Annotated in this window: 18 protein-coding genes; 6 read left to right on the forward strand and 12 right to left on the reverse strand. The window is 58.8% G+C overall.

The genetic code is table 11. The features are described from left to right. Positions 1–127 precede the first annotated feature (127 nt). The 3 genes from pntB to ubiG all read right to left on the reverse strand — a co-directional run bounded on the left by pntB (position 128) and on the right by ubiG (position 4,134). Positions 128–1,528: a Re/Si-specific NAD(P)(+) transhydrogenase subunit beta gene (gene pntB, locus B2A78_RS08485; protein WP_077729550.1), complete on the reverse strand. Its 1,401-nt coding sequence runs from the start codon at positions 1,526–1,528 to the stop codon at positions 128–130. A 15-nt stretch (positions 1,529–1,543) separates the two neighbouring features. Next, on the reverse strand, positions 1,544–3,106 hold the full coding sequence (locus B2A78_RS08490) for a Re/Si-specific NAD(P)(+) transhydrogenase subunit alpha (protein ID WP_077729551.1): 1,563 nt from the start codon (positions 3,104–3,106) through the stop codon (positions 1,544–1,546). Between the two features lie 287 nt (positions 3,107–3,393). Further along, positions 3,394–4,134, reverse strand: coding sequence for a bifunctional 2-polyprenyl-6-hydroxyphenol methylase/3-demethylubiquinol 3-O-methyltransferase UbiG (gene ubiG, locus B2A78_RS08495; protein WP_077729552.1), 741 nt, complete (start codon positions 4,132–4,134; stop codon positions 3,394–3,396). Positions 4,135–4,241: 107 nt separating this feature from the next. Here ubiG and purE point away from each other — a divergent pair, with 107 nt between their 5' ends. The 3 genes from purE to recQ all read left to right on the forward strand — a co-directional run bounded on the left by purE (position 4,242) and on the right by recQ (position 8,163). Beyond that, positions 4,242–4,730, forward strand: coding sequence for a 5-(carboxyamino)imidazole ribonucleotide mutase (purE, locus tag B2A78_RS08500; RefSeq protein ID WP_077729553.1), 489 nt, complete (start codon positions 4,242–4,244; stop codon positions 4,728–4,730). Positions 4,731–4,843: 113 nt separating this feature from the next. After that, positions 4,844–5,974, forward strand: a complete 1,131-nt coding sequence (locus tag B2A78_RS08505; RefSeq protein ID WP_077729554.1) for a 5-(carboxyamino)imidazole ribonucleotide synthase — start codon at positions 4,844–4,846, stop codon at positions 5,972–5,974. Positions 5,975–6,009: 35 nt separating this feature from the next. Then, positions 6,010–8,163, forward strand: coding sequence for a DNA helicase RecQ (gene recQ / locus B2A78_RS08510; protein ID WP_077729555.1), 2,154 nt, complete (start codon positions 6,010–6,012; stop codon positions 8,161–8,163). A 300-nt stretch (positions 8,164–8,463) separates the two neighbouring features. Here the strand turns inward: recQ and B2A78_RS08515 are convergent, their stop codons facing one another. The 6 genes from B2A78_RS08515 to B2A78_RS08540 form a co-directional block, all read right to left on the reverse strand. Further along, positions 8,464–9,603: a PhnD/SsuA/transferrin family substrate-binding protein gene (locus B2A78_RS08515; RefSeq protein ID WP_077729556.1), complete on the reverse strand. Its 1,140-nt coding sequence runs from the start codon at positions 9,601–9,603 to the stop codon at positions 8,464–8,466. Beyond that, complete coding sequence (locus B2A78_RS08520; protein WP_240502451.1) at positions 9,575–12,337, reverse strand: SpoIIE family protein phosphatase; 2,763 nt, start codon at positions 12,335–12,337, stop codon at positions 9,575–9,577. The genes B2A78_RS08515 and B2A78_RS08520 overlap by 29 nt, the downstream gene beginning before the upstream one ends. Before the next feature lie 932 nt (positions 12,338–13,269). Further along, positions 13,270–14,295, reverse strand: a complete 1,026-nt coding sequence (locus B2A78_RS08525; RefSeq protein ID WP_077729557.1) for a chemotaxis protein CheB — start codon at positions 14,293–14,295, stop codon at positions 13,270–13,272. A gap of 395 nt (positions 14,296–14,690) precedes the next feature. Further along, positions 14,691–15,140 (reverse strand): DUF1249 domain-containing protein, encoded by a 450-nt coding sequence (locus B2A78_RS08530; protein WP_077729558.1) that lies wholly within the window; start codon positions 15,138–15,140, stop codon positions 14,691–14,693. A gap of 19 nt (positions 15,141–15,159) precedes the next feature. Beyond that, positions 15,160–15,564, reverse strand: coding sequence for a 6-carboxytetrahydropterin synthase (locus B2A78_RS08535; protein ID WP_077729560.1), 405 nt, complete (start codon positions 15,562–15,564; stop codon positions 15,160–15,162). A 30-nt stretch (positions 15,565–15,594) separates the two neighbouring features. Beyond that, positions 15,595–15,894: a PilZ domain-containing protein gene (locus tag B2A78_RS08540; protein ID WP_077729561.1), complete on the reverse strand. Its 300-nt coding sequence runs from the start codon at positions 15,892–15,894 to the stop codon at positions 15,595–15,597. A 174-nt stretch (positions 15,895–16,068) separates the two neighbouring features. On the opposite strand from B2A78_RS08540, the gene B2A78_RS08545 reads away from it, so the two are divergent. From B2A78_RS08545 to B2A78_RS08555, 3 genes are all read left to right on the forward strand, one after another. Beyond that, positions 16,069–17,085 carry a tryptophan--tRNA ligase gene (locus B2A78_RS08545; RefSeq protein WP_077729563.1) on the forward strand — a complete coding sequence of 339 codons (1,017 nt, stop codon included), beginning with the start codon at positions 16,069–16,071 and terminating at the stop codon, positions 17,083–17,085. 65 nt (positions 17,086–17,150) lie between these two features. Then, positions 17,151–17,867, forward strand: a complete 717-nt coding sequence (locus tag B2A78_RS08550; protein WP_077729564.1) for a DUF2459 domain-containing protein — start codon at positions 17,151–17,153, stop codon at positions 17,865–17,867. A 71-nt stretch (positions 17,868–17,938) separates the two neighbouring features. Continuing rightward, positions 17,939–18,958 carry an FAD-dependent oxidoreductase gene (locus B2A78_RS08555; RefSeq protein WP_077729565.1) on the forward strand — a complete coding sequence of 340 codons (1,020 nt, stop codon included), beginning with the start codon at positions 17,939–17,941 and terminating at the stop codon, positions 18,956–18,958. Positions 18,959–18,984: 26 nt separating this feature from the next. On the opposite strand, the gene B2A78_RS08560 is transcribed toward B2A78_RS08555, so the two are convergent. Genes B2A78_RS08560 through motA form a run of 3 tightly spaced genes read right to left on the reverse strand, consistent with a single transcriptional unit; the run spans position 18,985 to position 21,567 of the window. Then, the gene (locus B2A78_RS08560; RefSeq protein ID WP_077729566.1) at positions 18,985–19,734 is read right to left on the reverse strand and encodes a class I SAM-dependent methyltransferase; all 750 of its coding nucleotides are present in this window, start codon (positions 19,732–19,734) and stop codon (positions 18,985–18,987) included. A 12-nt stretch (positions 19,735–19,746) separates the two neighbouring features. Next, positions 19,747–20,691, reverse strand: coding sequence for a flagellar motor protein MotB (gene motB / locus B2A78_RS08565; protein WP_077729567.1), 945 nt, complete (start codon positions 20,689–20,691; stop codon positions 19,747–19,749). A 21-nt stretch (positions 20,692–20,712) separates the two neighbouring features. After that, entirely contained in the window at positions 20,713–21,567 is an 855-nt protein-coding gene (gene motA / locus B2A78_RS08570) for a flagellar motor stator protein MotA (protein WP_077729568.1), read from the reverse strand. Positions 21,568–21,627: the final 60 nt, after the last annotated feature.

Below are 21,627 nucleotides of genomic sequence, written 5' to 3' on the forward strand. Positions count from 1 at the left end.
GGCTCCTACGTCGCCACATCCTACGGTCATTTACGTTTATCCTTGCAAGTGCTTGAGCTTGCGTAGGGCGCATTAGCTTTAGCGTAATGCGCCGCATGGGAAATCCATTCTACGCAAACCGGTATTTCTACCCCTGCAAGTGCTTCAGCACCTCGTCCAGCATCTTCTTGGCGTCGCCGAACAGCATCCGATTGTTCTCCTTGTAGAACAGCGGATTGTCGACGCCGGCATAGCCGGACGCCATCGAGCGCTTCATGACGATCGAGGTTTTCGCCTTCCAGACCTCCAGAACCGGCATGCCGGCGATGGGGCTGTTGGGGTCTTCCTGCGCCGCCGGGTTCACGATGTCGTTGGCACCGATGACCATGGCGACGTCGGTCTCCGGGAAGTCCTCGTTGATTTCGTCCATTTCCAGCACGATGTCGTAAGGAACCTTAGCCTCGGCCAAAAGCACGTTCATATGGCCCGGCATGCGGCCCGCCACCGGGTGGATGGCGAAACGCACGTCGACGCCTTTTTCACGCAGCAGCCTGGTGATCTCGTACACCGTATGCTGGGCCTGAGCCACCGCCATGCCGTAGCCCGGCACCAGAATGGCGCGGCTGGCGTTGCGCAGGAGTTCGGCCGTTTCTTCCGGTGTGATCGGCTGCACCTCGCCTTGTGGCCCCGCCCCAGCCGCCGGCGCTACGCCGGTACCGGTACCGAACCCGCCGGCGATGACCGAGAGGAAATGGCGGTTCATGGCACGGCACATGATGTAGGACAGGATCGCACCGGAAGAACCCACCAGAGCGCCGGTCACGATCAGCAGATCGTTGGACAGCATGAAGCCGGTGGCCGAAGCCGCCCATCCCGAGTAGCTGTTGAGCATGGACACCACCACCGGCATATCGGCGCCGCCGATCGCCATGACCATGTGCACGCCGAAAGCTAGCGCAACGGCCGTCATCAGCAGCAACGGAACGAACCCGCCCGCAGTGGACTGCGCGTTGACGAAGCCGGCCCCCAAGATGATGGCTAGAATCAAAAGGCCCAGATTGAGCCAGTGCCGGGCCGGAAGCAGCATGGGTTTGCCGTCGATCTTGCCCGACAGCTTACCGAATGCGATGACCGAACCGGAAAAGGTCACGGCGCCGATCAGAACGCCGAGATAGATTTCCACCTCATGAATGGTTCTCTCCACCCCGGTAAAGGCAGCGGTCGGATCGATGAAGTTCGCATAACCCACCAGCACCGCAGCCAACCCCACCAGGCTGTGCATCAGCGCGACGAGTTCCGGCATTTCGGTCATCTTGACCTTGATCGCGGCGTAGACCCCGACGCTGCCGCCGATAGCCATGGCGACGATGATCGGAACATAGCTGGTCACCTTCGGCCCGAACACGGTTGCGAGGATGGCGATGGCCATGCCGAGGATGCCGTAGAAATTGCCGCGCCGCGCGGATTCAGGATGGGAAAGCCCCCCGAGGCTCAAGATAAACAGTATCGTCGAGCCGATATAGGAAACGGTAACTAATCCTTCTGACATTGTTATTCTCTCCGCTTATCTTCTGAACATGCGCAGCATGCGCTGGGTGACCCAGAAACCGCCGGCCATGTTGACCGAGGTCAGAACGATGGCGAGCCCCGCCAAGATGGTGATCAACACACCGGGCGAGGAAATCTGGATCAAGGCGCCGATGGCGATGATGCTCGAAATGGCGTTGGTGACGCTCATGAGCGGAGTGTGCAGAGCCGGGGTGACGTTCCAGATCACCATGTAGCCCACGAAACAGGCCAGCACGAAAACGGTGAAGTGGGACATGAACGCCGCCGGAGCCACAGAACCGAGGCCGTAGAACAGGAGACCCGCCACGCCCAGCGTGATGCCGGTTTGCGCCCAGGCGGGCAGCAGCGGCTTCTTTTCCGCCTTCTTGATTTCGACCGGCGGTGCCGGGGTGGCTCCTACCGGGGCTGCGGTGATTTTCGGCGGTGGCGGCGGCCAGGTGATTTCCCCCTCCTTGATCACCGTGGTTCCGCGTATGACCTCGTCCTCCATGTTGACGTCGATCGTGCCGTCCTTGTTCGGGCACAGCTCTTCCATCAGTCTCAGAAGGTTGGTGGCGTACAGCGTGCTGGACTGACGGGCAAGCCGGCTGGGCAGATCGGCATAGCCGATGATGGTGACGCCGTGTCGGACGACGACTTCGCCCGGGACCGTCAGCTCGCAGTTGCCGCCCTGCTCGGCCGCCAGGTCGACGATGACGCTGCCGGGTTTCATGGATTCCACCATTCCCGCGGTGATCAGTGTGGGCGCGGGCTTGCCCGGAATCAGCGCGGTCGTGATGACGATGTCCACGTCCATGCACTGGCGGGCGATCATTTCCTTTTGGGCCTTTTGGTAGCCCTCGCTCATCACTTTGGCATAGCCGCCGACGCCGGTGCCCTCCTCCTGATAGTTGACTTCCACGAACTCTGCGCCCATGGATTTGACTTGGTCTTTGACTTCCGGGCGGGTATCCGTTGCCCGGACGATGGCGCCGAGACCGTTCGCCGCGCCGAGGGCGGCCAACCCGGCGACGCCGCAGCCGATGACGAATACTTTCGCCGGCGGCACTTTGCCGGCGGCGGTCACCTGTCCCGTGAAGAACCGCCCGAAATGCTGGGCCGCCTCGATCACTGCGCGGTAGCCGGCGATATTCGCCATGGAACTCAAGGCGTCCAGCTTCTGCGCGCGGGAAATGCGGGGCACGCTGTCCATCGCCAGCACGGTGGCTTTCTTGGCCGCGAGCCGTTCCATGAGATCGGGGTTCTGGGCCGGCCAGATAAAGCTGATGAGATTGCCGCCCTCGCGCAAATAGTCGACTTCATCCACGGCCAGTTCGGGATGGACTTGAGGACCACGCACCTTGAGCACGATGTCCGAGCCGGCCCATAAGGATTTAGCATCATCGGCGATGTCGCAGCCGACTTCGCGGTAGGCATCGTCGGAAAAGTTGGCGCTGTCGCCGGCCCCGGTTTCCACGGTCACCGAGAAACCGAGTTTCATGAGTTTTTCGGCCACCTCCGGCACGGTTGCAACACGCTTCTCTCCGGCGTGTATTTCTTTGGGAACCCCAATTCGCATAAAACGTACTCCTCCTAGCGCTATCGAGCGCAACAATTACGAACGTTGTTTTTGTTCAAGAGGGCGAAAACAGGGCGCCAGAAGTCCCGTTCCTGGTGGGACGGAAATAGCTAACTTGCGTGCGACAATGAGAAATTCACAATCTATGTCTCGATAATTGACAAAATTTTCTGGCCCGGCGTAACGACCCCCGCACCTTCTTAAAGTAATTGCCGGGAGAGGTCAACTTATTTTGCCTCTGGCAACCCATCCGGATTGGGCTGCGGAACTCTTTGCAACGCCGCCGATCAGCCGGATTTTTCGGCGACCAGCATGTAGTTGACGCTCATTCCGGGACTTAGCCTGAATTTCCGAGTAAAGGGATCGATCTTGACGCCGGTGCGATCGAAAACACGCATGCCGCTTTCGAGAAGCATGCCTTCCAATTCCTCCGGTTTCGGAAACTTCCGCCAATGATGGGTTCCCTTGGGGAGCCAGCGCAGCACGTATTCGGCGCCGACGATCGCGGTAAGAAAGGATGCGGCCGTCCGGTTGAGCGTGCCGATGACCATCAGCCCTCCGGGCCGGACCAATCGGCCGCAGGCGCTCATGAAGAGCGGCAAATCGGCCACGTGCTCGACGACTTCGAGATTCAAGACGGCATCGTACGATTCGCCCTGTTCGGCCAAACCTTCCGCGGTGCCGCAGGTGTACCGGATCGCCAGACCGCTCGCTTCTGCATGCTGCTGCGCGATGCGGATATTCTTTTCCACCATGTCGACGCCGTGCACCTCCGCGCCGAGCCGCGCCATCGCTTCGCTCAGCAACCCGCCGCCGCAGCCGATGTCCAAGAGACGAATCCCCTGAAGCGGCACAGCTCGATTCGCGCTGCGACCGAAGCGTGCGCTCAAACGCTCGGAGATGTAACCGGCTCGAAGCCGATTGAGGCGATGCAAGGGCCAGAATGGGCCGTCGGGGTCCCACCAGGCATGGGCCAGCCGGTCGAAATGCGCCGCCTCGGCGGGATCGATTGTGGTTTTTGTGCTCAAGGTTTATTTTTCCAGAGGAAGGAAGCCCGATATGCGTGCCTTCGTCTTAGCGCGTGGCGAGGAATCGGGATAAAATCGCTTTTTTGATTGGAAAGACCGGATATTCAATGGTTCACGTCGGCATCATCATGGGCAGCAATAGCGACTGGGAGATCATGCAGCATGCCGCCCGTCAGTTGAAAGATTTCAATGTCCCGTTCGAAACGAAGGTGGTTTCCGCTCACCGGACGCCGGATTTGTTGTTTCAATACGCCGAAACGGCGGCCGATCGCGGACTCAAATGCATCATCGCCGGGGCTGGAGGCGCGGCGCATCTGCCCGGCATGATGGCGGCGAAAACCCACCTGCCCGTGCTGGGCGTTCCGGTGCCGACGACATACATGAAAGGCAAGGACTCCCTGTACTCCATCGTCCAGATGCCCAAGGGCATACCGGTCGCGACCTTCGCCATCGGCGAACCGGGCGCGGTGAATGCCGGTCTGTTCGCGGTGGCGCTGCTCGCCGTTCACGATTCGGACTTGGCCGCCAAACTCAAGGCTTATCGCCTTCGGCAAACGGAAGCCGTGCTGGGGCTGACGCTGCCGGAAATCGAATGATGCCGAAAGCAGGCCGCTGATTTTCCGAAACAGGACGTCCTGAAGCTAACTAGAATAAGAACGGCTGTCGTCTATCGACCCGTTCCCGTAGTTCCACATTAACCCTATCGACGATGAAACACATTCTACCGAATGCCATGCTCGGCATCCTGGGCGGTGGTCAATTGGGCCGCATGTTCACCATGGCGGCGCGGGCCATGGGCTATCGCGTCACCGTACTGGATCCCGACGGCGACAGTCCGGCCGGCGGACTGGCCGATGTGCACATCCGCGCTGCCTACGATGACCGGGCGGCTCTCGACAGACTCGCCGAAACCTGCGCCGCGGTCACCACGGAATTCGAGAATGTCCCGGCCGAAAGCCTCAGCTACCTGGCACAGCGCGTACGGGTAAGCCCTTCGGCGGAATGCGTTTCGATCGCTCAGGACCGTATCGCGGAAAAGCGATACATTTCCGGGGCAGGGCTCGGAGTCGCTCCGTTTCTCGCGATCGAGACCGCCACCGACCTGGATCGGAATCTGGCGGACCACTTGCCCGGCATTCTGAAGCTGGCGCGGCTCGGCTACGACGGCAAGGGCCAAATCCGGGTGAAGACCGTCGAGGAAGCGAAAGCCGCATTCGCCGAACTGGGCGGAAAGTCTTGCGTACTGGAGCGGCAACTGAATCTAAAAACCGAGATTTCGGTCATCATCGCCCGTTCTTCGCCGACCGAAGTAGTCTGCTTCCCCGTGGCGGAAAACCAGCACGAATCGGGAATTCTCGACGTCAGCATCGTGCCGGCCAGGGTTGCGCCGGCCGTCGCGACACACGCGCAAGACATGGCGCTTAAGCTCGCTCAAGCCATGGACTATATCGGCGTCCTGGCGGTGGAATTCTTCGTGCTGGACAACGACGACCTGGTCATCAATGAAATCGCCCCGCGCCCCCACAACAGCGGCCACTATACGCTGGATGCCTGCGCCGCCAGCCAGTTCGAACAACAAGTCCGCACCTTGTGCGGATTGCCGCCCGCGGATACCCGCTTGCTGAGTCCGGTGGTGATGGTCAATCTTCTGGGCGATATCTGGCGAGACGACGAGCCGGCCTGGGACAAGCTCTTGAGCCAGCCCAACGTCAAGCTCCATCTTTATGGAAAGAAGACCGCCCGCATCGGCCGTAAAATGGGACATTTCAACGTGCTGGCCGAAAACGTGGAAGCCGCTTTGTCGCAGGCACTGGAACTGAAACAGATGCTCCAGGCTTAGCCGGAAAAGCGGCGCTTCCGGCAAGCTGGCGGATCATGCCGAAAGACCCCCTTCAGGTCCTGCGCAGCGTCTTTGGCTACGAACGGTTTCGCGGCCAGCAGCGCGCCGTCATCGATCATCTGACGGCAGGGGGCGATGCGCTGGTGCTGATGCCCACCGGCGGCGGCAAGTCGCTCTGCTACCAGATTCCCGCGCTAATCCGCCCCGGTACGGGCGTCGTGGTCTCGCCCCTGATCGCCCTGATGCAGGATCAGGTCGAAACCCTGCTCCAACTCGGCGTTCGAGCCGCCTTTCTGAATTCCACCCTGGCTTACGACACACAGCGCCAGGTCGAGCGGAACTTTCTGGACGGCCAACTGGACCTCCTCTACGTCGCGCCCGAACGTCTCTTGACCGAGCGCGTGCAGGCGCTCATCGGGCGGGCCGAAGTCAGCCTTTTCGCCATCGACGAAGCGCACTGCGTGTCCCAGTGGGGCCACGACTTCCGCGCCGATTACTGGCAGCTCTCCTTGCTGCACGAACGTTTTCCCGGCATTCCCAGAATCGGCTTGACCGCCACCGCCGACGAGCGGACCCGGCAGGAGATCGTCGAGCGCCTCGGACTGCAGGAGGCCAGGGTCTTTTGCAGCGGTTTCGACCGGCCCAACATACGCTACCGGATATCGCCCAAGCAGGACGCGCGCCGGCAGCTGGTTCAGTTTCTCCGAAACGAACATCCGGGAGATGCCGGCATCGTTTACTGCCTGTCGCGAAAAAAGGTGGAATCGACCGCGGAATGGCTCCGCGCTCAAGGATTCTCCGCCCTGCCCTACCATGCCGGCCTTTCCGCCGAGGAACGCCAGAAAAACCAGCGGCGATTTCTGATGGAGGAAGGCGTGATCGTCGTGGCGACGATCGCCTTCGGCATGGGCATAGATAAACCCAATGTCCGTTTCGTCGCGCACCTCGACCTGCCCAAGAGCCTCGAGGCTTATTATCAGGAGACCGGACGCGCGGGACGCGACGGCTTGCCGGCCAATGCCTGGATGATTTACGGCTTGCAGGATGTGATCACCTTGCGGCAAATGGTGGAGGCCTCCCAAGCGGATGAACTGCATAAACGGGTCGAGCGCCACAAACTCGATTCGATGCTCGGCTTCTGCGAGCTGACCGGTTGCCGTCGGCAAGCGTTGCTCCGCTACTTCGGCGAAATCTCCGACAAACCCTGCGGCAATTGCGACAACTGCCTCAACCCGCCGGACACCTGGGACGGCACCGACGCCGCCCGCAAGGCATTGTCCTGCGTCTACCGCACCGGCCAGCGCTTCGGCGTTCACCACATCATCGACGTACTGCGCGGCAAGTCCAACGAGAGAATACAGCGGCTGGGTCACGACAGGCTCAGCACCTTCGGCATCGGTCACGCCATGGACGAGAAACAGTGGCTCTCGGTATTCCGTCAGATCATCGCCCAAGGCTATTTGACGGTGGACTGGGAGGCTCACGGCGCACTCCGTCTGACCGAGGAATGCCGCCCGGTACTGCGCAGCGAAGTCGACCTTCGGCTAAGGCGGGACAGTTACAAGGAGGCCTCGAGCGGCCGACGCCAGGCCGTCGAGCGCTTTTCCAACCCGGAAGACGAGCGTCTCTGGCAAGCCTTGCGCGCCTTGCGGCGCACGCTGGCCGAGGAGCAGGACGTGCCTGCTTACGTGATTTTTCAGGACGCTGTTCTGATGGAAATGGTCCAGTCGAGACCGACCAGCCGCACCGAAATGAGCCGCCTGGCGGGCATCGGCGAACGCAAGCTGGAGCTCTACGGCGACGAGTTTCTGTCGGTCATCCTGGAGCACGGAAGCGGCGACGGTTCGGCCTCGACCGCCAGCACGACGGCAGACGAAAGCCTGGCGCTATTCCGGCTCGGCATGAACGCCGAACAGATCGCTTATCAGCGCGGATTGACGATTTCGACCGTCTACGGCCATCTGGCCAGGGCCATCGAAACCGGGGCCGTGGAACTCGGCGAGGTGGTGGGTTTGAGCGATTCGGAAATCGGAGAAATAGAAGCAGCGTGGCAGAGCCTGCCGGAAGACCAACGGCGCGCCCTCAAGCCGCTATACCAGGCGCTGAACGGCAAATACAGCTATGAAGTGCTTCGTTGCGTGCGGGCCTATTACGACAGGCTGCGTAACTCGCCTGACTCCGAGGCATAGAGTGAACGCCCCCTCGGTGGGTTACGGTGCGCGTCTAAACCTGCCGGCGCAAATCCGGTCTTTCAAGGCGCACCTAACCACCCTTCCATGGCCCTTTTCAATCGCAAACGGGCCGCGACAGGAGCCACCCAACTGACGTAGGTCGGGAATCCTTTCCCGACGTAACAGGTCGGCAAGCGGGTACGTCGGCAAAGGATTGCCGACTTACTTCGCTGGGGAAATTCCGAAAAAGCCCTCCTCGGATCAGACGGCGTGCATGCTGTATCCGGCCCGAAGATCAAAAACTGGGCAGCGCTCCGCTTATTCCGCGTACCTCTCGTACAACCGCATCAGCATGGCGAGCTCTCCTTCCTGCGGCACGCACCAGCCGTCGAACTGGATGTCCTTTAGGATGCCCTTACCCTGCTCGTCGTCGCCCATGCCGGTAAAGACTTTCGCGACGGATTCCCCGAGGTCGGCGATTTGCGGGCTCGCGCAAAGAAGATGGAAGGCAAACTGGGTGTCGCTTTCGTCCACGACACGGGTATTGTTTCGAGTGAGATTGGACAGGCCGTAATAGGTCTTCTTCAGCATGAACAAGACATCCGACTGTTCCTTTAGAAGCAATTGCAGCGCTTTGATTTCGTTGCCCGCGAAGTGATGCTGGAACTTGGACGAGTCCAGCCCGTTCTCGTCGCAGAGGAAACGACCCAGCAGGTAGACGAAACTGCCCTGCGAAGCCGTGACTGCGCGGACGTCTCCCATGTCGGCGAGTGACCGCTCGTCGTTGGCGCGCATGACGATCACTACTTCGTCGGCCTCCCCCAAGGGCCGCAGCAATGGCACGAACTGCTGCCGCCGAATCATGGCACAGGCTTCGAAAGGCTTGGCGAAGAAAATGTCCACCGTTTCGTGGCCGATCTCATGTCCCGCCGGCAGCTGCTCGAAATGGATCGCCCGCTGCAAGTGCCGTTGCAAATAGGTGTTGAGCAGGTACCAGCCGCTCAATTGAGCACCGACCTGTAGACTGGCCACGAAATTCAGTTTGCCCCGGGGATGCGGCGAACCCGATTCGACGGGACGCTCGGGTGCGGCTCGTACGGCGCTGACCACGGACGGCTGGGCCCGCTCCGACGGCAGGCTGACATCGGTGGTGAGGAAACGGCCTAGCCCCGTAATCTTGAACAGCATCGCCACCATGCGATTGGGGTTATTGACTTCGATCTTGATACCCTGCCTTTCCCAGTGTTCGAACAGCTTGAGGAGCAGAGACAGGCCCATTGAATTGACCCGCTCAACCTGTTTGAAATCCAAACTGACGCGGGCGTTGGCCGGAATGCCGTTCAACTGACCGAGGGTCTGCGCGGAATGGGCGTCTACCGAACCGGCAAAGGCGTAGCACAGCACGCCTTCCTCGCCGGACGGCAGGCTGTTAATGAAAAGTGAATCTGCCAGAGTCATGGCTTACAACCTCATCGTGCTCGCTGTGGTAGAGGAACTGGAATCCGGTTTTCAAGCCGACCTGCAAGGGCCGGCTCAGATCCCACAGAGTGGTGATCTGGGTACGGCGATGCGGTGTGACGCGCACCTGCAAGTAATCCGACATACGCCACATCAGATATAACCCGGCTCCACCGATACCGGCTTCGACGCCTTTCGCAAGCGTGTGAGTCAGATGGTCCAGGAAGATTGCCGGGGTCAAGGTGCCCCAGTTATCGGTAACCGACAAACCGATGGTGTCGGAACCTACCGCCAGGTGGATGCGCACGTGTTCGTTCTCGGACAGATTCCGCGTCGTTCCCTTCAGATAAAACGGGCGGCTTTGGCCGTCACGGGGCGCGCCGTACAACGAGTTCTCCACCATTTCGTCGAGGACCAACAGGATAGACTCGAGTTGGTCCGGCGCCATGACGCCCAGTTCCTCCAGCCAGGCGCGACCTTCCTCCATGAAGAACAGTTTGTCGTCGCTGTGGGTGAGCTGGAATTGCCGCTCTGCGACGCGCCCCGGGACGAGACAGTAAATATCATCATCCGGCGATGCTTGATGCTGACTGAGCAAATGTTCCCAACCGAGCCGATGGTAAAAGGCATCGTCGCGGGGCAATACCCGGCGGATACCGTCCACGCTGAGGCGCGGCAAGAGGTCGTGAAACTCGCCTTCGGACAGGAAAACCACCAGCTGGCGCGAGGTCGGCGAGGTAAAGTGATCGCTTTGGCCTCGGTAAAATCCCTCGGTGATGCGGATGAGCTGAGCCGAGTCCTCGTCGCGCGCGGCCTGGACCTCCACGCGATCGGTATGCTCCAGCACGGCCACGGTCACATCGTCGTCGAAATGGTCGCGTCCGCCGTAAGCCTTGAGTGCAGCGAGAATTTTTTCTTCCAGCACGCGCGGCTCGGCCTCGGCGTTTTCGTTCAGAATGGCTTCTAGCCGCTCGTAGCCGAAGGGTTCGCCGCGCGCCGATTCCTGTTCCACCACGCCATCGGTGTAGAGGAATATCCGGTCGCCGATATCGAGTTGCAGATCCAGTTCTACCGAGAGGTAATCGGAATCGCGGCTCTTTCCCAAGGGCAAGCCGCCCCCCTCGATCATGGTCCAGTGCTTATCCCCGCGCCGCTTGAGGTAAGGCAGCACGTGTCCGGCGTTGGCGAAGCGCAAGTGACCGGTGCGGCTGTCCAGACTCAGACAGCCCATGGTCATCAGCAACGACTGGTGCGCCGTTGCCAACATGGTTTCGTTGAGGGAACGAAGGATCTCCGCGGGGCGGGTCACCCCTTCATTCGCCAGCGGATAGAGACCTGCCTTGGCGGCGCTCACCATGGTGCCCGCCGCCACGCCGTGCCCGCTCACGTCGCCGATCACCATAACGGCGTAATAGCCGCCGACCTTGTAATAGTCGTAGTAGTCGCCGCCCACCTCGCTGGAAGTAGTCAAGGAGGCGACGCCGTGTACGCCCGGCAGAACGATGTCGGGGCTCGGCAGAATGGAATGCTGCAAGGCGGCGGCGAGGTTGATTTCTTCCTGCAGTCGGCTGCTCAGCTTTTCCAGTTCCACCAGGGTGGCTTGCAGACGATCTTCCGCCCGCTTGCGCTCGGTAATGTCGTCGCCGGTGATGAGGAACAGGACCGGCTGCTTGCTGTCCTGATCGCGGACCACCGTGGCATGCCAGATGATGTCCACCAGTTCCTCGCTACGGATTCGCATGGGAACTTCCGTCCCGGTCTCGCCGGACAGACCGCCCTGCACGACATCGTCGAACAAAACCCGCATTTGGCCCTGCTGTTCGGGCGTAAAGAGCATGGCAAAGAACTCGCTACCGCGCACCTCGTCCTCGGTCCAGCCGGAGATTTCCTGGGCATAGCGGTTGAACAAGATGATCTTGCCTCGGGTGTCCAAACCGATGATCAGCGCTTGAGCCGTATTGATGATGTTTTCGTTGAAGTCCCTCTGGGCCTGTAGGTTCGCCATGCTGTCCTTGAGGCGCTTGACCAGAGGATTCAAGAGGCCCATGCCGCCGAAAGCCAAGGCAAACAGGAACAGCGCCAGCATCACGCCTTGTAGGTCTTGGGTATTTTGCAGGCGGAAGTCGGCATTTTGCTGGTAATACGCCACCACCTTGTCGAGGCCGGAGAGGATCTTTTCGGGGGCGTCGGAAGTGAGATACTGAAAATACGGATCGTCCGAATTGACGGCATCCACCGGCCGCGACAATAGCTTACGTATCGCCTCGATGTAAGCATTGATCTGTTGATCGAGTTTGATCGGATCTTCGAAGTAGATGAGGCGCAGTTCCGGAGCCAGTTCGCCCGGCTCGGCCAGTAGACGCGGCCCCTGGCGCACCAGGCGATCGCCGTTCCTGAGATAACCGTGCATGTTCTCGAACAGGCTGATGGTATCCACCATCTGCTGTCGGATGGCCTGGCGCTCGACATGGCTTTCGGTGGCTGTCATTTTCATCGCCAGAACCACGCCGCGCTCCACCAACATGCGCTCGTGGCCGGCCAGGTTCAAGGCAGCGGCGCTGCCCTCCTGACTGCGAAGGTCGGCGATCAGAACGGCGTAGCTCACGACGGCCGTCATCGCCAGAAGGCCCAGCACGGTGCCGTACTGGTCCAATGCCCAGCCGAGAGACTCTCGAAAAAAACCTTGCATTTTCGAGGGTGTTTGCTGGGACAAGGGAAACTTTCCGGGCTCCATAAGTTCTCCTTCCTCTTTCCGTTCTATTAATGAATGCCCCCTTGTAGGGCATTCATTAATAGTAGATGGATTTGTAAACTTCGCCCGAAATGTTGATCTAGATCAGTAACTGATGCTCACAGCTCCAATATATTTGAGAATTTTTGCGTCAGAATGGCGCCTCATGGGACCACGGCGCCGGTGTCGAGGAGCGTAGCGGAAGCACAGCGCGGTGAACGGGAATATGGGGAGGTTGCAGGATCTTATTGCTAGTCTTCGGTCTTAGTATGGATAACCCTCACCTCCTAAAAAGGCCGGAATGATCCGACATCGAAAGCCAATCACGGAACCCTGGCCCGGATAGTCGATTGGGCATCGGCCGACGGTCACTCGGCGGGAAACCAACTTCGCCACAGCGCTTCCTACGCGGACCGGCTTGTTTGCCCATCACGTACTTTTTGCCGATTTGTCTGACGTTCCCGCAGAATTAGCATCCAATTGCCAGAGACCGCTCGGCCACGTTCGCGAATCCGTGAAAAACGGAGTATGCGCTCTTGGCATCAGCGAACGACTCGCGCACAAGGCCAAGATAGTTCCATTGTCAAGCAGTCATGGCAAAGAAACGCACTCAAAAAACACGGGACGAATCACAGTCCAAGAAAACCTCACCGGCAACGCATGTCGCCTTGTCCCCAAAGCACCCGCTCATGATCGTCGGCACCGGTGCCTCTGCCGGCGGCTTCGAAGCTTTCAAGGAGCAGCAAAACCTTCTCAGAATTGTGCTGGTTCCCAAACTCCAGCTTGGGAACCCAGTGCCAACTCGGGCGTCTCGGATATGGCTTCCAAGCGGGAGCCTGGAAGCCAGCGAAAGCCCTGTTAGAAGCATCCCGATTAAAACGACCCCTTGCTATTGAAATGAGAAGTGGGCCGTAACGCACGGGCAAACGCCCGACTCACTCGTTGCCGGCTTCTTCGTCGAGACTGGCTATGTTTTTTCTGCCGTTGAGCAATACGGTACGGATCACGTCGGCGTTTTGTTCGGTTTCCTTCGCCTGATCCGAAAACCTTTGCTCCGAAAAGACGCTGCCGTGCTCGTGGCATTGCGCGGCCATGCGCTTTAGCAGGGCTGCCCGTTCCTCCAGGGAACGGATTGCGGACCAAAGGGCGACCTCAAGCGTTTCGGCCTGTTCATTGAGCAGGCTTTCCGTGGAAAACGCATGTCCGACATGGCAGCGGTACTTAACCATTTCGCCGTGGCCGAGTTCCCACATCACCCCGCCGCATTCCGGACAGGTCAGAACGCTGGCAAGGCGCGGGTTTCCCCCCGTTTCGAACTGTCTTATGTCCTTTTTGACCATCTCACGCTCTTTTTCTGTTTCATCCGGCATGGGGGCACCTCTTCGTTGTCGCACGGGCTGTTCGGCGAGCTGCTTGATGGTGGCGGTAATGCCCGCGACGGGCAGGATGTAGTCGACCGCGACGCTTTCGATGGCGTTCAGCGGCATCTCGGAGAAAATGGCTTCCTGTGGGTCCTGGACTATCGCTATCCCGCCGGCGTTCTTGATGGATTTGAGTCCGAAACTGCCGTCGCCGAGCGTGCCCGATAAAATGACTCCTATCACGCGAGAGTCGTAAATCCTTGCCGCCGAGTGGAAAAGCGGATCGATCGCGGGGCGGAAGCCGTTCTCTCTGGGGCCGCCCGAAAGATGAATCTTCCCGTCTCTCAGCACCAGATGCCGGTTAGGCGGGGCGACGTAGATATGCCCCCGCCGAATCGTCTCGCCGTCATCCGGGTGGGTGGCCGGGAGCGGTCCATTTCGCTGGAGAATATTCGGCAGAAAGCTCGTACTATGACTTGGGACATGAAGGACAACGAGAAGGGTCGCCTCAAGATCGGAAGACAGATCGCCGACCAGATTTTTCAACGCTTCCACGCCTCCCGCCGAGGCGCCGATGACGATCATGTCGCGGGTATGCATCGTACGGGTTTTTATTCCAAATACTTACTTAGACCCGAAGGACGCCGAATGGTTGATCAAGGGCGAAATTGGATCGACGTTCGGGTACAACGGATAGGAGTAACTCGACCACCCCTCCAAATCGCTTTCAATCAGGAATCGTTTTTCGTAGGGTGGGTTAGGCGCACATTAGCACCGGCCGACTGCCGATCACTGCGCTTCGCGTGCGCCGTAACCCGCCGAGCGACCTTCCATCGGCGGGTTACGCGGGGCCTGTCCTGAGCCCTTCGACGATGCTCGGGACAGGCTTGTCGAAGGGCCTGTCCTGAGCGGAGACTAGGGCTAACCCGCCATCGATGGGTTTCGCTTCGCTCTACCCATCCTACGATGAATGTTCACTCGAATGTCGAATGGAATTAGACCGTGGCGAATTCTTCCCGCGAATAACGGGCGGTTCCGAATCGGTAGTCGCTTTGGAGGCAGTGATCCAGCCAGCGGGTGAGGAAGTAGTTCAGCGACCATTTGTAATCGAGCACGCTCTTGGCGCTGGACCGGTCCCTCACCGCATCGAGGACCACCGGTCGGCAGTGGTCGCTGAGCGCTTCGGCGGTCTTGGCGTCCAGACTGACGCGGATTCTCACCGCCGGCTCGAAACCCCGCACGAAATCGTGGGTAAGCTCCAGCGTCAGGGTATAAGGCGACCTTTCGAGCAACCTCAGATGCAGGGACGGCTTGCCGTTGACTTGGGCGACGGCGGTCTCGTCGATGCGGTCCAAGTCGGGAATCAGGTGCGCCAGTTTCTCGTAGTTCGATTCGCAGACTTTTTGCAGCCAGAAGGATTTTTCTGCGGGCTGGAAAATGCTCATTACCGGTAAAAACGATCTCTCAAAATTCACTGTAGGTAGCGCAGGCGCTGGATGTCTCCCATAAGGTCACGCTCCTGACGTTGTATCCTCGGCTCGCGACGTGTCCGAATATCAGCTTGGCCAGATACTCGGCCGTAGGATGCTCGTCGAGCGCCAGAAAACGTTCTCCGGCCGAAACTAGCGCCGGCAGGAGTGGGTCATCCTTGTGCAGAAGCAGATTGTGATCGAGCTGCCGGTCGATATACTCCGACGCGACGGCGCTGATCTCCGCGAAATCGCAGACCATGCCCTGTTCGTTCAAACTTTCGGCAATCACGGTAATTGCTGCCTTGACACTATGACCATGGAGATGACGGCACTTGCCCGTATGTTCCATTAGACGGTGTCCATAGCAAAAATACACTTCTTTGGTAATCGTAAACATGAATTGCGACAAGGATATTGACCAGCGATTTCACTCGCTCTTGATGCCTTTGATGGCGCCGGCAATTCGGTAACCGCCCGCTTCGCTCTCCGCGCACCGGATCGTTTCGATATAGGCGGTCAAAGGCGGGGTGATTTTGTTCTGCGGAACGAGGCGCACTTCGACGGCTTTGCCGACATCTAAAGGAATATCGGCCTCGAACAAGATGCCGGAGCCGCTGATATTTACACATACCCCCTCATGTACAATATCGCTGTCGGCCAGCCGGAAGGTCATCTTGCAATCGGCCTGCATGCGGATGAAATCCCGCTTTTCGTCGTACTCCAGCATAGCTGTGCATCTCCCCCTTTAGGTTTCCCGGTATTCTAACCGATAGATCATAGCCGAAGTCGTTCGGACGATTCCGATTTCGGGTTTGGCAATGCGCGCCCTTTTATGCCATAGTGCCGCGCCTAAATCGACACAACTTGTTGGAACGACGCAGTAATCCGACACCTTGAACCTATGAGCACGAAATCCATCGTCCTAACTGGAATAACCACGACCGGTACACCTCATCTCGGCAATTACGTGGGCGCCATACGCCCTGCCATCGAAGCCAGCCGCGATCATAACGTCCTACCTTTCTATTTTCTGGCGGACTACCATGCCTTGATCAAATGCCAGGACCCGGAACGCGTCCGCCAATCGACACTGGAAATCGCCGCCGCCTGGCTGGCCTTGGGTTTGGATACGGAAAACGCCGTGTTTTACCGCCAGTCGGACGTCCCCGAGATCACGGAGCTGGCCTGGATACTCAGTTGCGTCACTGCAAAAGGACTGATGAATCGCGCCCATGCCTATAAGGCCGCGGTCCAAGCTAATGAAGAAAGTGGCGAAAGCGACCCCGATAAGGGCGTCACCATGGGATTGTTCAATTATCCCATCCTGATGGCGGCCGATATTCTGATCTTCAACGCCAATAAAGTTCCCGTCGGAAAGGATCAGGTTCAGCATATCGAAATGGCACGCGATATCGCCGGACGCTTCAATCATATTTACGGCGAGCATTTCGTGCTTCCCGAAGCGGACGTCAGCGAGGATACCGCTGTGCTATGCGGATTGGACGGGCGTAAGATGAGCAAGAGCTACGACAACACCGTCCCGCTGTTCGCACCCGAAAAACAGCTGCGCAAGCTGATCATGAAGATCAAGACCAACTCTCTGTTGCCGGGCGAACCCAAAGATCCGGACACCTGCACCCTGTTCGGCATCTATAGGGCGTTCGCGACAAAGGAGGAGACTACGGCGATAAGGCGCCGCTACGCGGAAGGCATTGCGTGGGGAGAAATGAAAAACATTTTGTTCGAGTATCTGGACGATCATCTGAAAGCCGCGAGGGAACGTTATGAAGCACTGCTACAAGCACCCGACAAAATCGAGGAAGCATTGCAGGACGGCGCCCGCAAGGCCCGAAGCTACAGCGCCCCGCTGATACGGAAGGTCCGCCACAGCATCGGAATCCGAAGCCTGAGTCTCTGACCTTTGCGCGCCGTTCGGATGCGGCGTCGCCGCCGCTTATCCCGCGCCTTACCGTCGGGAATGACATGTCGCACGATCCCAGATACTGGGCAAAAGGATATCTCGAGGCAGCCGGCCCATTAAGATTGTTCCGGCTGCTGGTCCTGCTGGCGCTGCTCGCCGGCTGTGCGCCGAACCGACTGGACGAGGCGCTGGCCATGGAAGAGGCCGGCGCCGAACGCACTATCTATTTGGTCGATCTGGGCTGGCACACCGGCCTAGCCGTCAAACGAGCCGATATCCCGCCCGGGTTGTGGCCGGAAAGCCAAGACTTTCCGAAAGCGGAGTATCTCGAAGTAGGCTGGGGAGACCGCGATTTTTATCAGGCCGCCGGCTTCAACCTCTGGTACGGGTTCAAAGCCGTCGTGGCCCCCACCGCCAGCGTTCTGCACGTTGTCGGAGTCCCCGTTCATCCGACCGCTTATTTCCCCGCCGCCGAGATCGTTGAGGTCCCCTTGTCGGAACAGCAGCTCAGGCAACTCATCGTATCCATTCACAACACCTACGCCCGCGAGAATACGGCCAGAGCGCAAGCCATCGGCCCGGGTCTATATCCCGACAGCCGCTTTTACGCAGCCGAGGGCAAATTCCATCTGTTCAATACCTGCAATGTCTGGGTTGCGCGAATCCTGCGCGATGCGGGCCTGCCCGTCGTGCCGTTTTTCGCGGTCACGTCGCGGGGGCTCTTGTCCCAGGTGCGAGAGTTCGGCAAGATCGTTCGGCCGGAGTCGGAAGGTCGCTAAGTATCGGCGTAAGAATCGCTTCAAGGCTCTTTTTGATATTTCACGCTTACCGGTTATCGCGAGGAAACTCCATGCACGTCGTCATCATTGGTTCAGGTATCGCGGGCATCACTTTCGCGGAGGAACTTCGGAAACTCGCGCCGGAATGCCGAATTTCCGTCGTAACTCAGGAAGGCCACGGCTATTATTCGCGGCCTATGCTATCCCACGGCTTTTCGAGGGACGACATCGAAACCAAGATCATTCTGAAGCCGTTCGATGCACTGCACGATGCCGGCATCGCGATCTATCGCGAAACCAGCGTATTGACACTCAACCGCGACGACAAAACCATTGTCTGCCGGAACAGTTCGGGCGAATTTACCCTGAATTACGACAAGGCGGTGCTCGCGCCCGGCTCGGATGCGCTGATTCCGCCCCCGTTTCAGGCGAGCCGCGATTTGTTCTTTGTCGTCAACAGCCTCGACGACTTGATCGAACTCCGGCGGCATCGGGAAAAAATCGTCGAGACCTCGGCAAAGCCCCTGTGGGCGGTGATCGGTGGCGGGCTGATCGGCTGCGAAGTCGCTTCCGATCTGGCCAAGGCCGGCGATCGGATGGTCTTGTTTCATGCCTTGGCAAGACTCATGGAACGTCAGTTGATCGAGGAAGATTCGGCAACTCTGTTGCAGGTATTGCAGGGCCACGGGATAGAGGTTCGCTTGAATGCCTCGGTCCAGGGCTTCGAAAAAATCGGCAGCCTTTACGCGGTGAAGTTGCAGGACGAAACGGCGAGCGGTTTCCACGGCGTCATCGTCGCCTGCGGTTTCAAGCCGCGAACCGAACTGGCGCGGCGCATCGGGTTAAATGCCAATCGGGGCATATTGGTCGATGAGTTCCTGCGCACCAACGACCCCGACATCCACGCCATAGGCGATGCCGCCGAATTCGTGGACGGCCGCTTGTACGCCTATATCATGCCGATACGGCATCAAGCCTTCTGGCTGGCCCGTTTTCTTGCCGGGCAAACCAACGAGCCATGGCAGCCGCCCGATTTCAAACCGCGCGCCAAAGTGCACGGTTTCAATGCAGTGCACCCTTATATTTTTTGATGGGGCACGGGTCGAGAAACCGAAGGTCACATCCGCCAAACCAACAGCTTGCCGGAGCGGCCATCTCGCGGGATCAAGGTCTGATCCGGTTCGACACCCGGTACCTCGAACGTGTTGCTGATGAAAAGCGACCCCGGCTTCATTTCCTTCCGCGCCTTGCGCCACAGGCGAGGCATGGGTGCCGGCGATAGAAAGGCGTAAACCACATCGAAACGGCCGAGATCCTCGATCCAAAAATCGCCGAAACGGATACGGCAGTTCTTTTCGTTCCGCAATCGAAACCGGCCGAGCAGGGCCGGCAGAGGCGCCGATTCGACGCCCCGGAATTCGCCGGATTTGCATTGCCCGGCTAAAACCGCCAGGCCGCCGCCCCAGCCGCAACCGAGGTCGATGAATTTGAACGCGGCGTTCCGCGGCAACAACTCGGAAACGGCAAGCCAGGTTTCGCGATCGGTCAAATAAAAAGGAACCCGCTCGCGAAGATTACTGCGAAAAACCAGCCACATCAGGACGAAACCGGCCAAATACAGGACCGGCGGGAGATTCAGCCGCCAGCTGATAACGATTGCGGGAACGAACAGCGCCTGGATCGGCAGCCACCAATAAGGAAGTCTCAGCATCCAGCCGAAGGCCATGGCGAGAAGTCCTTCAAATGCCACGGCGAAGCCGAGGGATGCCCAGAACAGGCCGCCGCTCTTTAGAAGCAGGAATGTGCCTAAGATGGCCAAGAGTTGGCTCAGGACGGCCCTGAACCAAACCGGCAGCGCTTCGACCATGAATATGGTGCCCTAGAGTGCGGACGCGGCCTTGTTGACGGCCGGCACCATGCCTTGGCCCGTAATCGCCCCTTTGTCCAGCGGCTTTTGCATAGATATATCTATCCCGGAACCGCCGGTAATGATTTCTTCGGCCGTATGCTTGTTCATCACGATGATGGAAATGCGCCGATTGGTGGCGGCCAAGGGGTCTTCCCTGACATAAGGAACGCTCGAAGAGAGCCCCACCACCCGCATCATTTTTTCTTCCTTGAGGCCGCTCTTGATCAGCTCCTTGCGGGCGGAATTGGCACGGTCGGCGGATAATTCCCAATTCGTATAACCCTGTCCTTTGCCCGGAAACGGCTTTGCATCCGTATGTCCGGCGATGCTGATCTTGTTCGGCAACTCGTTGATGACCGGCGCGATTTGGCGAAGTATCTCCGATGCATAGCCTTCCATTTTGGCGCTCGCCGAATTGAACATGGGCCGGCCTTCCGAATCGATGATCTGGATACGTAGCCCCTCCTGAGTGATGTCGATCTTCAGTTGATTCTGGAACTGTGTGAGCAAAGGGCTGGTTTCGATCATCCGCTCGATCTTTTCCTTCAGCGCCTCGAGTTGTTCCATCTCCTTTTCCGATTCGGCGGCTTCTCCGACGATATCTTCCTTCCCTTGGTCGGTCAGTTTGACTTGACCCTCGGATTGAGTGATGTCCTCCCCTCCTCCCTTGATCACGCTGGTTGCATCGCCCGTGTTGGGACCGCCTTGCCGGGAAGGTTTCCAGGGATCCTTGAAATACTCGGCGATGCCTTGCCTGAAAGCGGGTTCGGTCGTACCTAAAAGCCACATCAGCAAAAAGAACGCCATCATCGCGGTGACGAAATCGGCGTAGGCCAGCTTCCAGGCTCCTCCATGATGGCCGTGACCGCCTTTCTTGATTTTCTTGATGACGATTTGGTTCGAATTATCGGCCATGGTCTTATCCGGATAAGCTCGTTAACGGCTTTCTTTGAGATGCTTCTCCAATTCGGAGAATTCCGGACGCTCCGCGGAAAACATCGCTTTGCGGGCGAATTCCACGGCGGTGGATGGGGCGTAACCGTTTATCGAGGCGATCAGCCCGGCTTTGATGCTTTGATAATACTTCGTCGATTCCGCCAAACGTTGTTCCAACAGACCCGCCAGGGGACTGATGAAACCATAGGCAACCAAAATACCCAGAAATGTGCCGACCAGTGCCGCGGCGATCAGCTTGCCGAGTTCCGCCGGCGGCAAACCCACCGACTCCATGGTATGCACCACGCCCATGACCGCGGCGACGATGCCGAACGCCGGCATGCCGTCCGCGAGGCGCTGCAGCGCCTGTATGGGCAGGTGGCCTTCCTCGTGATGGGTTTCGATGTCGATGTCCATCAGATTGTCGATTTGATGGACGTCCAAACTGCCGCTCGTCATCAAGCGCAAATAATCGGTGATGAACTCGACCGCGTGATGGTCGGCCAGCACCTTGGGCGCGGATTTGAACAATTCGCTTTGATCCGGCGTCTCGATATCCCCTTCGATGGACAACAGCCCATTTTGACGGATCTTGTTGAAGATCCGATACAAGAGCGTCAAGGTTTCAAGATAAAGCGCCTGGTTGTATTTGGAACCCTTCAGGGAGCTCATCAACGCGCCGAAAACGGCTTTCAAGACCTTGGGATTGTTCGACACGACGAATGCGCCGAGCGCGCCGCCGAAAATGATGATGACCTCGTTCGGTTGAATAAGAACGCCGATATGGCCTCCCGCCATCACAAACCCGCCCAGAATGGCGCCCACGACGATGATGTAACCGATGATGACGAACATGCTTTAACTCTTTGGAGATACTTGACTGAAGGGCGGCACGGATAGCCGGTCGAAGTTTGG

Source organism: Methylocaldum sp. 14B (assembly GCF_002005105.1).
GTDB lineage: Bacteria > Pseudomonadota > Gammaproteobacteria > Methylococcales > Methylococcaceae > Methylocaldum.

Bases quoted from the DNA above. Each gene is read 5' to 3' on its own strand.
- pntB (WP_077729550.1), bottom strand. From the start codon at position 1,528: ATGTCAGAAGGATTAGTTACCGTTTCCTATATCGGCTCGACGATACTG.
- B2A78_RS08490 (WP_077729551.1), bottom strand. From the start codon at position 3,106: ATGCGAATTGGGGTTCCCAAAGAAATACACGCCGGAGAGAAGCGTGTT.
- purE (WP_077729553.1), top strand. From the start codon at position 4,242: ATGGTTCACGTCGGCATCATCATGGGCAGCAATAGCGACTGGGAGATC.
- B2A78_RS08505 (WP_077729554.1), top strand. From the start codon at position 4,844: ATGAAACACATTCTACCGAATGCCATGCTCGGCATCCTGGGCGGTGGT.
- recQ (WP_077729555.1), top strand. From the start codon at position 6,010: ATGCCGAAAGACCCCCTTCAGGTCCTGCGCAGCGTCTTTGGCTACGAA.
- B2A78_RS08515 (WP_077729556.1), bottom strand. From the start codon at position 9,603: ATGACTCTGGCAGATTCACTTTTCATTAACAGCCTGCCGTCCGGCGAG.
- B2A78_RS08520 (WP_240502451.1), bottom strand. From the start codon at position 12,337: ATGGAGCCCGGAAAGTTTCCCTTGTCCCAGCAAACACCCTCGAAAATG.
- B2A78_RS08525 (WP_077729557.1), bottom strand. From the start codon at position 14,295: ATGCATACCCGCGACATGATCGTCATCGGCGCCTCGGCGGGAGGCGTG.
- B2A78_RS08530 (WP_077729558.1), bottom strand. From the start codon at position 15,140: ATGAGCATTTTCCAGCCCGCAGAAAAATCCTTCTGGCTGCAAAAAGTC.
- B2A78_RS08535 (WP_077729560.1), bottom strand. From the start codon at position 15,564: ATGTTTACGATTACCAAAGAAGTGTATTTTTGCTATGGACACCGTCTA.
- B2A78_RS08540 (WP_077729561.1), bottom strand. From the start codon at position 15,894: ATGCTGGAGTACGACGAAAAGCGGGATTTCATCCGCATGCAGGCCGAT.
- B2A78_RS08545 (WP_077729563.1), top strand. From the start codon at position 16,069: ATGAGCACGAAATCCATCGTCCTAACTGGAATAACCACGACCGGTACA.
- B2A78_RS08550 (WP_077729564.1), top strand. From the start codon at position 17,151: ATGTCGCACGATCCCAGATACTGGGCAAAAGGATATCTCGAGGCAGCC.
- B2A78_RS08555 (WP_077729565.1), top strand. From the start codon at position 17,939: ATGCACGTCGTCATCATTGGTTCAGGTATCGCGGGCATCACTTTCGCG.
- B2A78_RS08560 (WP_077729566.1), bottom strand. From the start codon at position 19,734: ATGGTCGAAGCGCTGCCGGTTTGGTTCAGGGCCGTCCTGAGCCAACTC.
- motB (WP_077729567.1), bottom strand. From the start codon at position 20,691: ATGGCCGATAATTCGAACCAAATCGTCATCAAGAAAATCAAGAAAGGC.
- motA (WP_077729568.1), bottom strand. From the start codon at position 21,567: ATGTTCGTCATCATCGGTTACATCATCGTCGTGGGCGCCATTCTGGGC.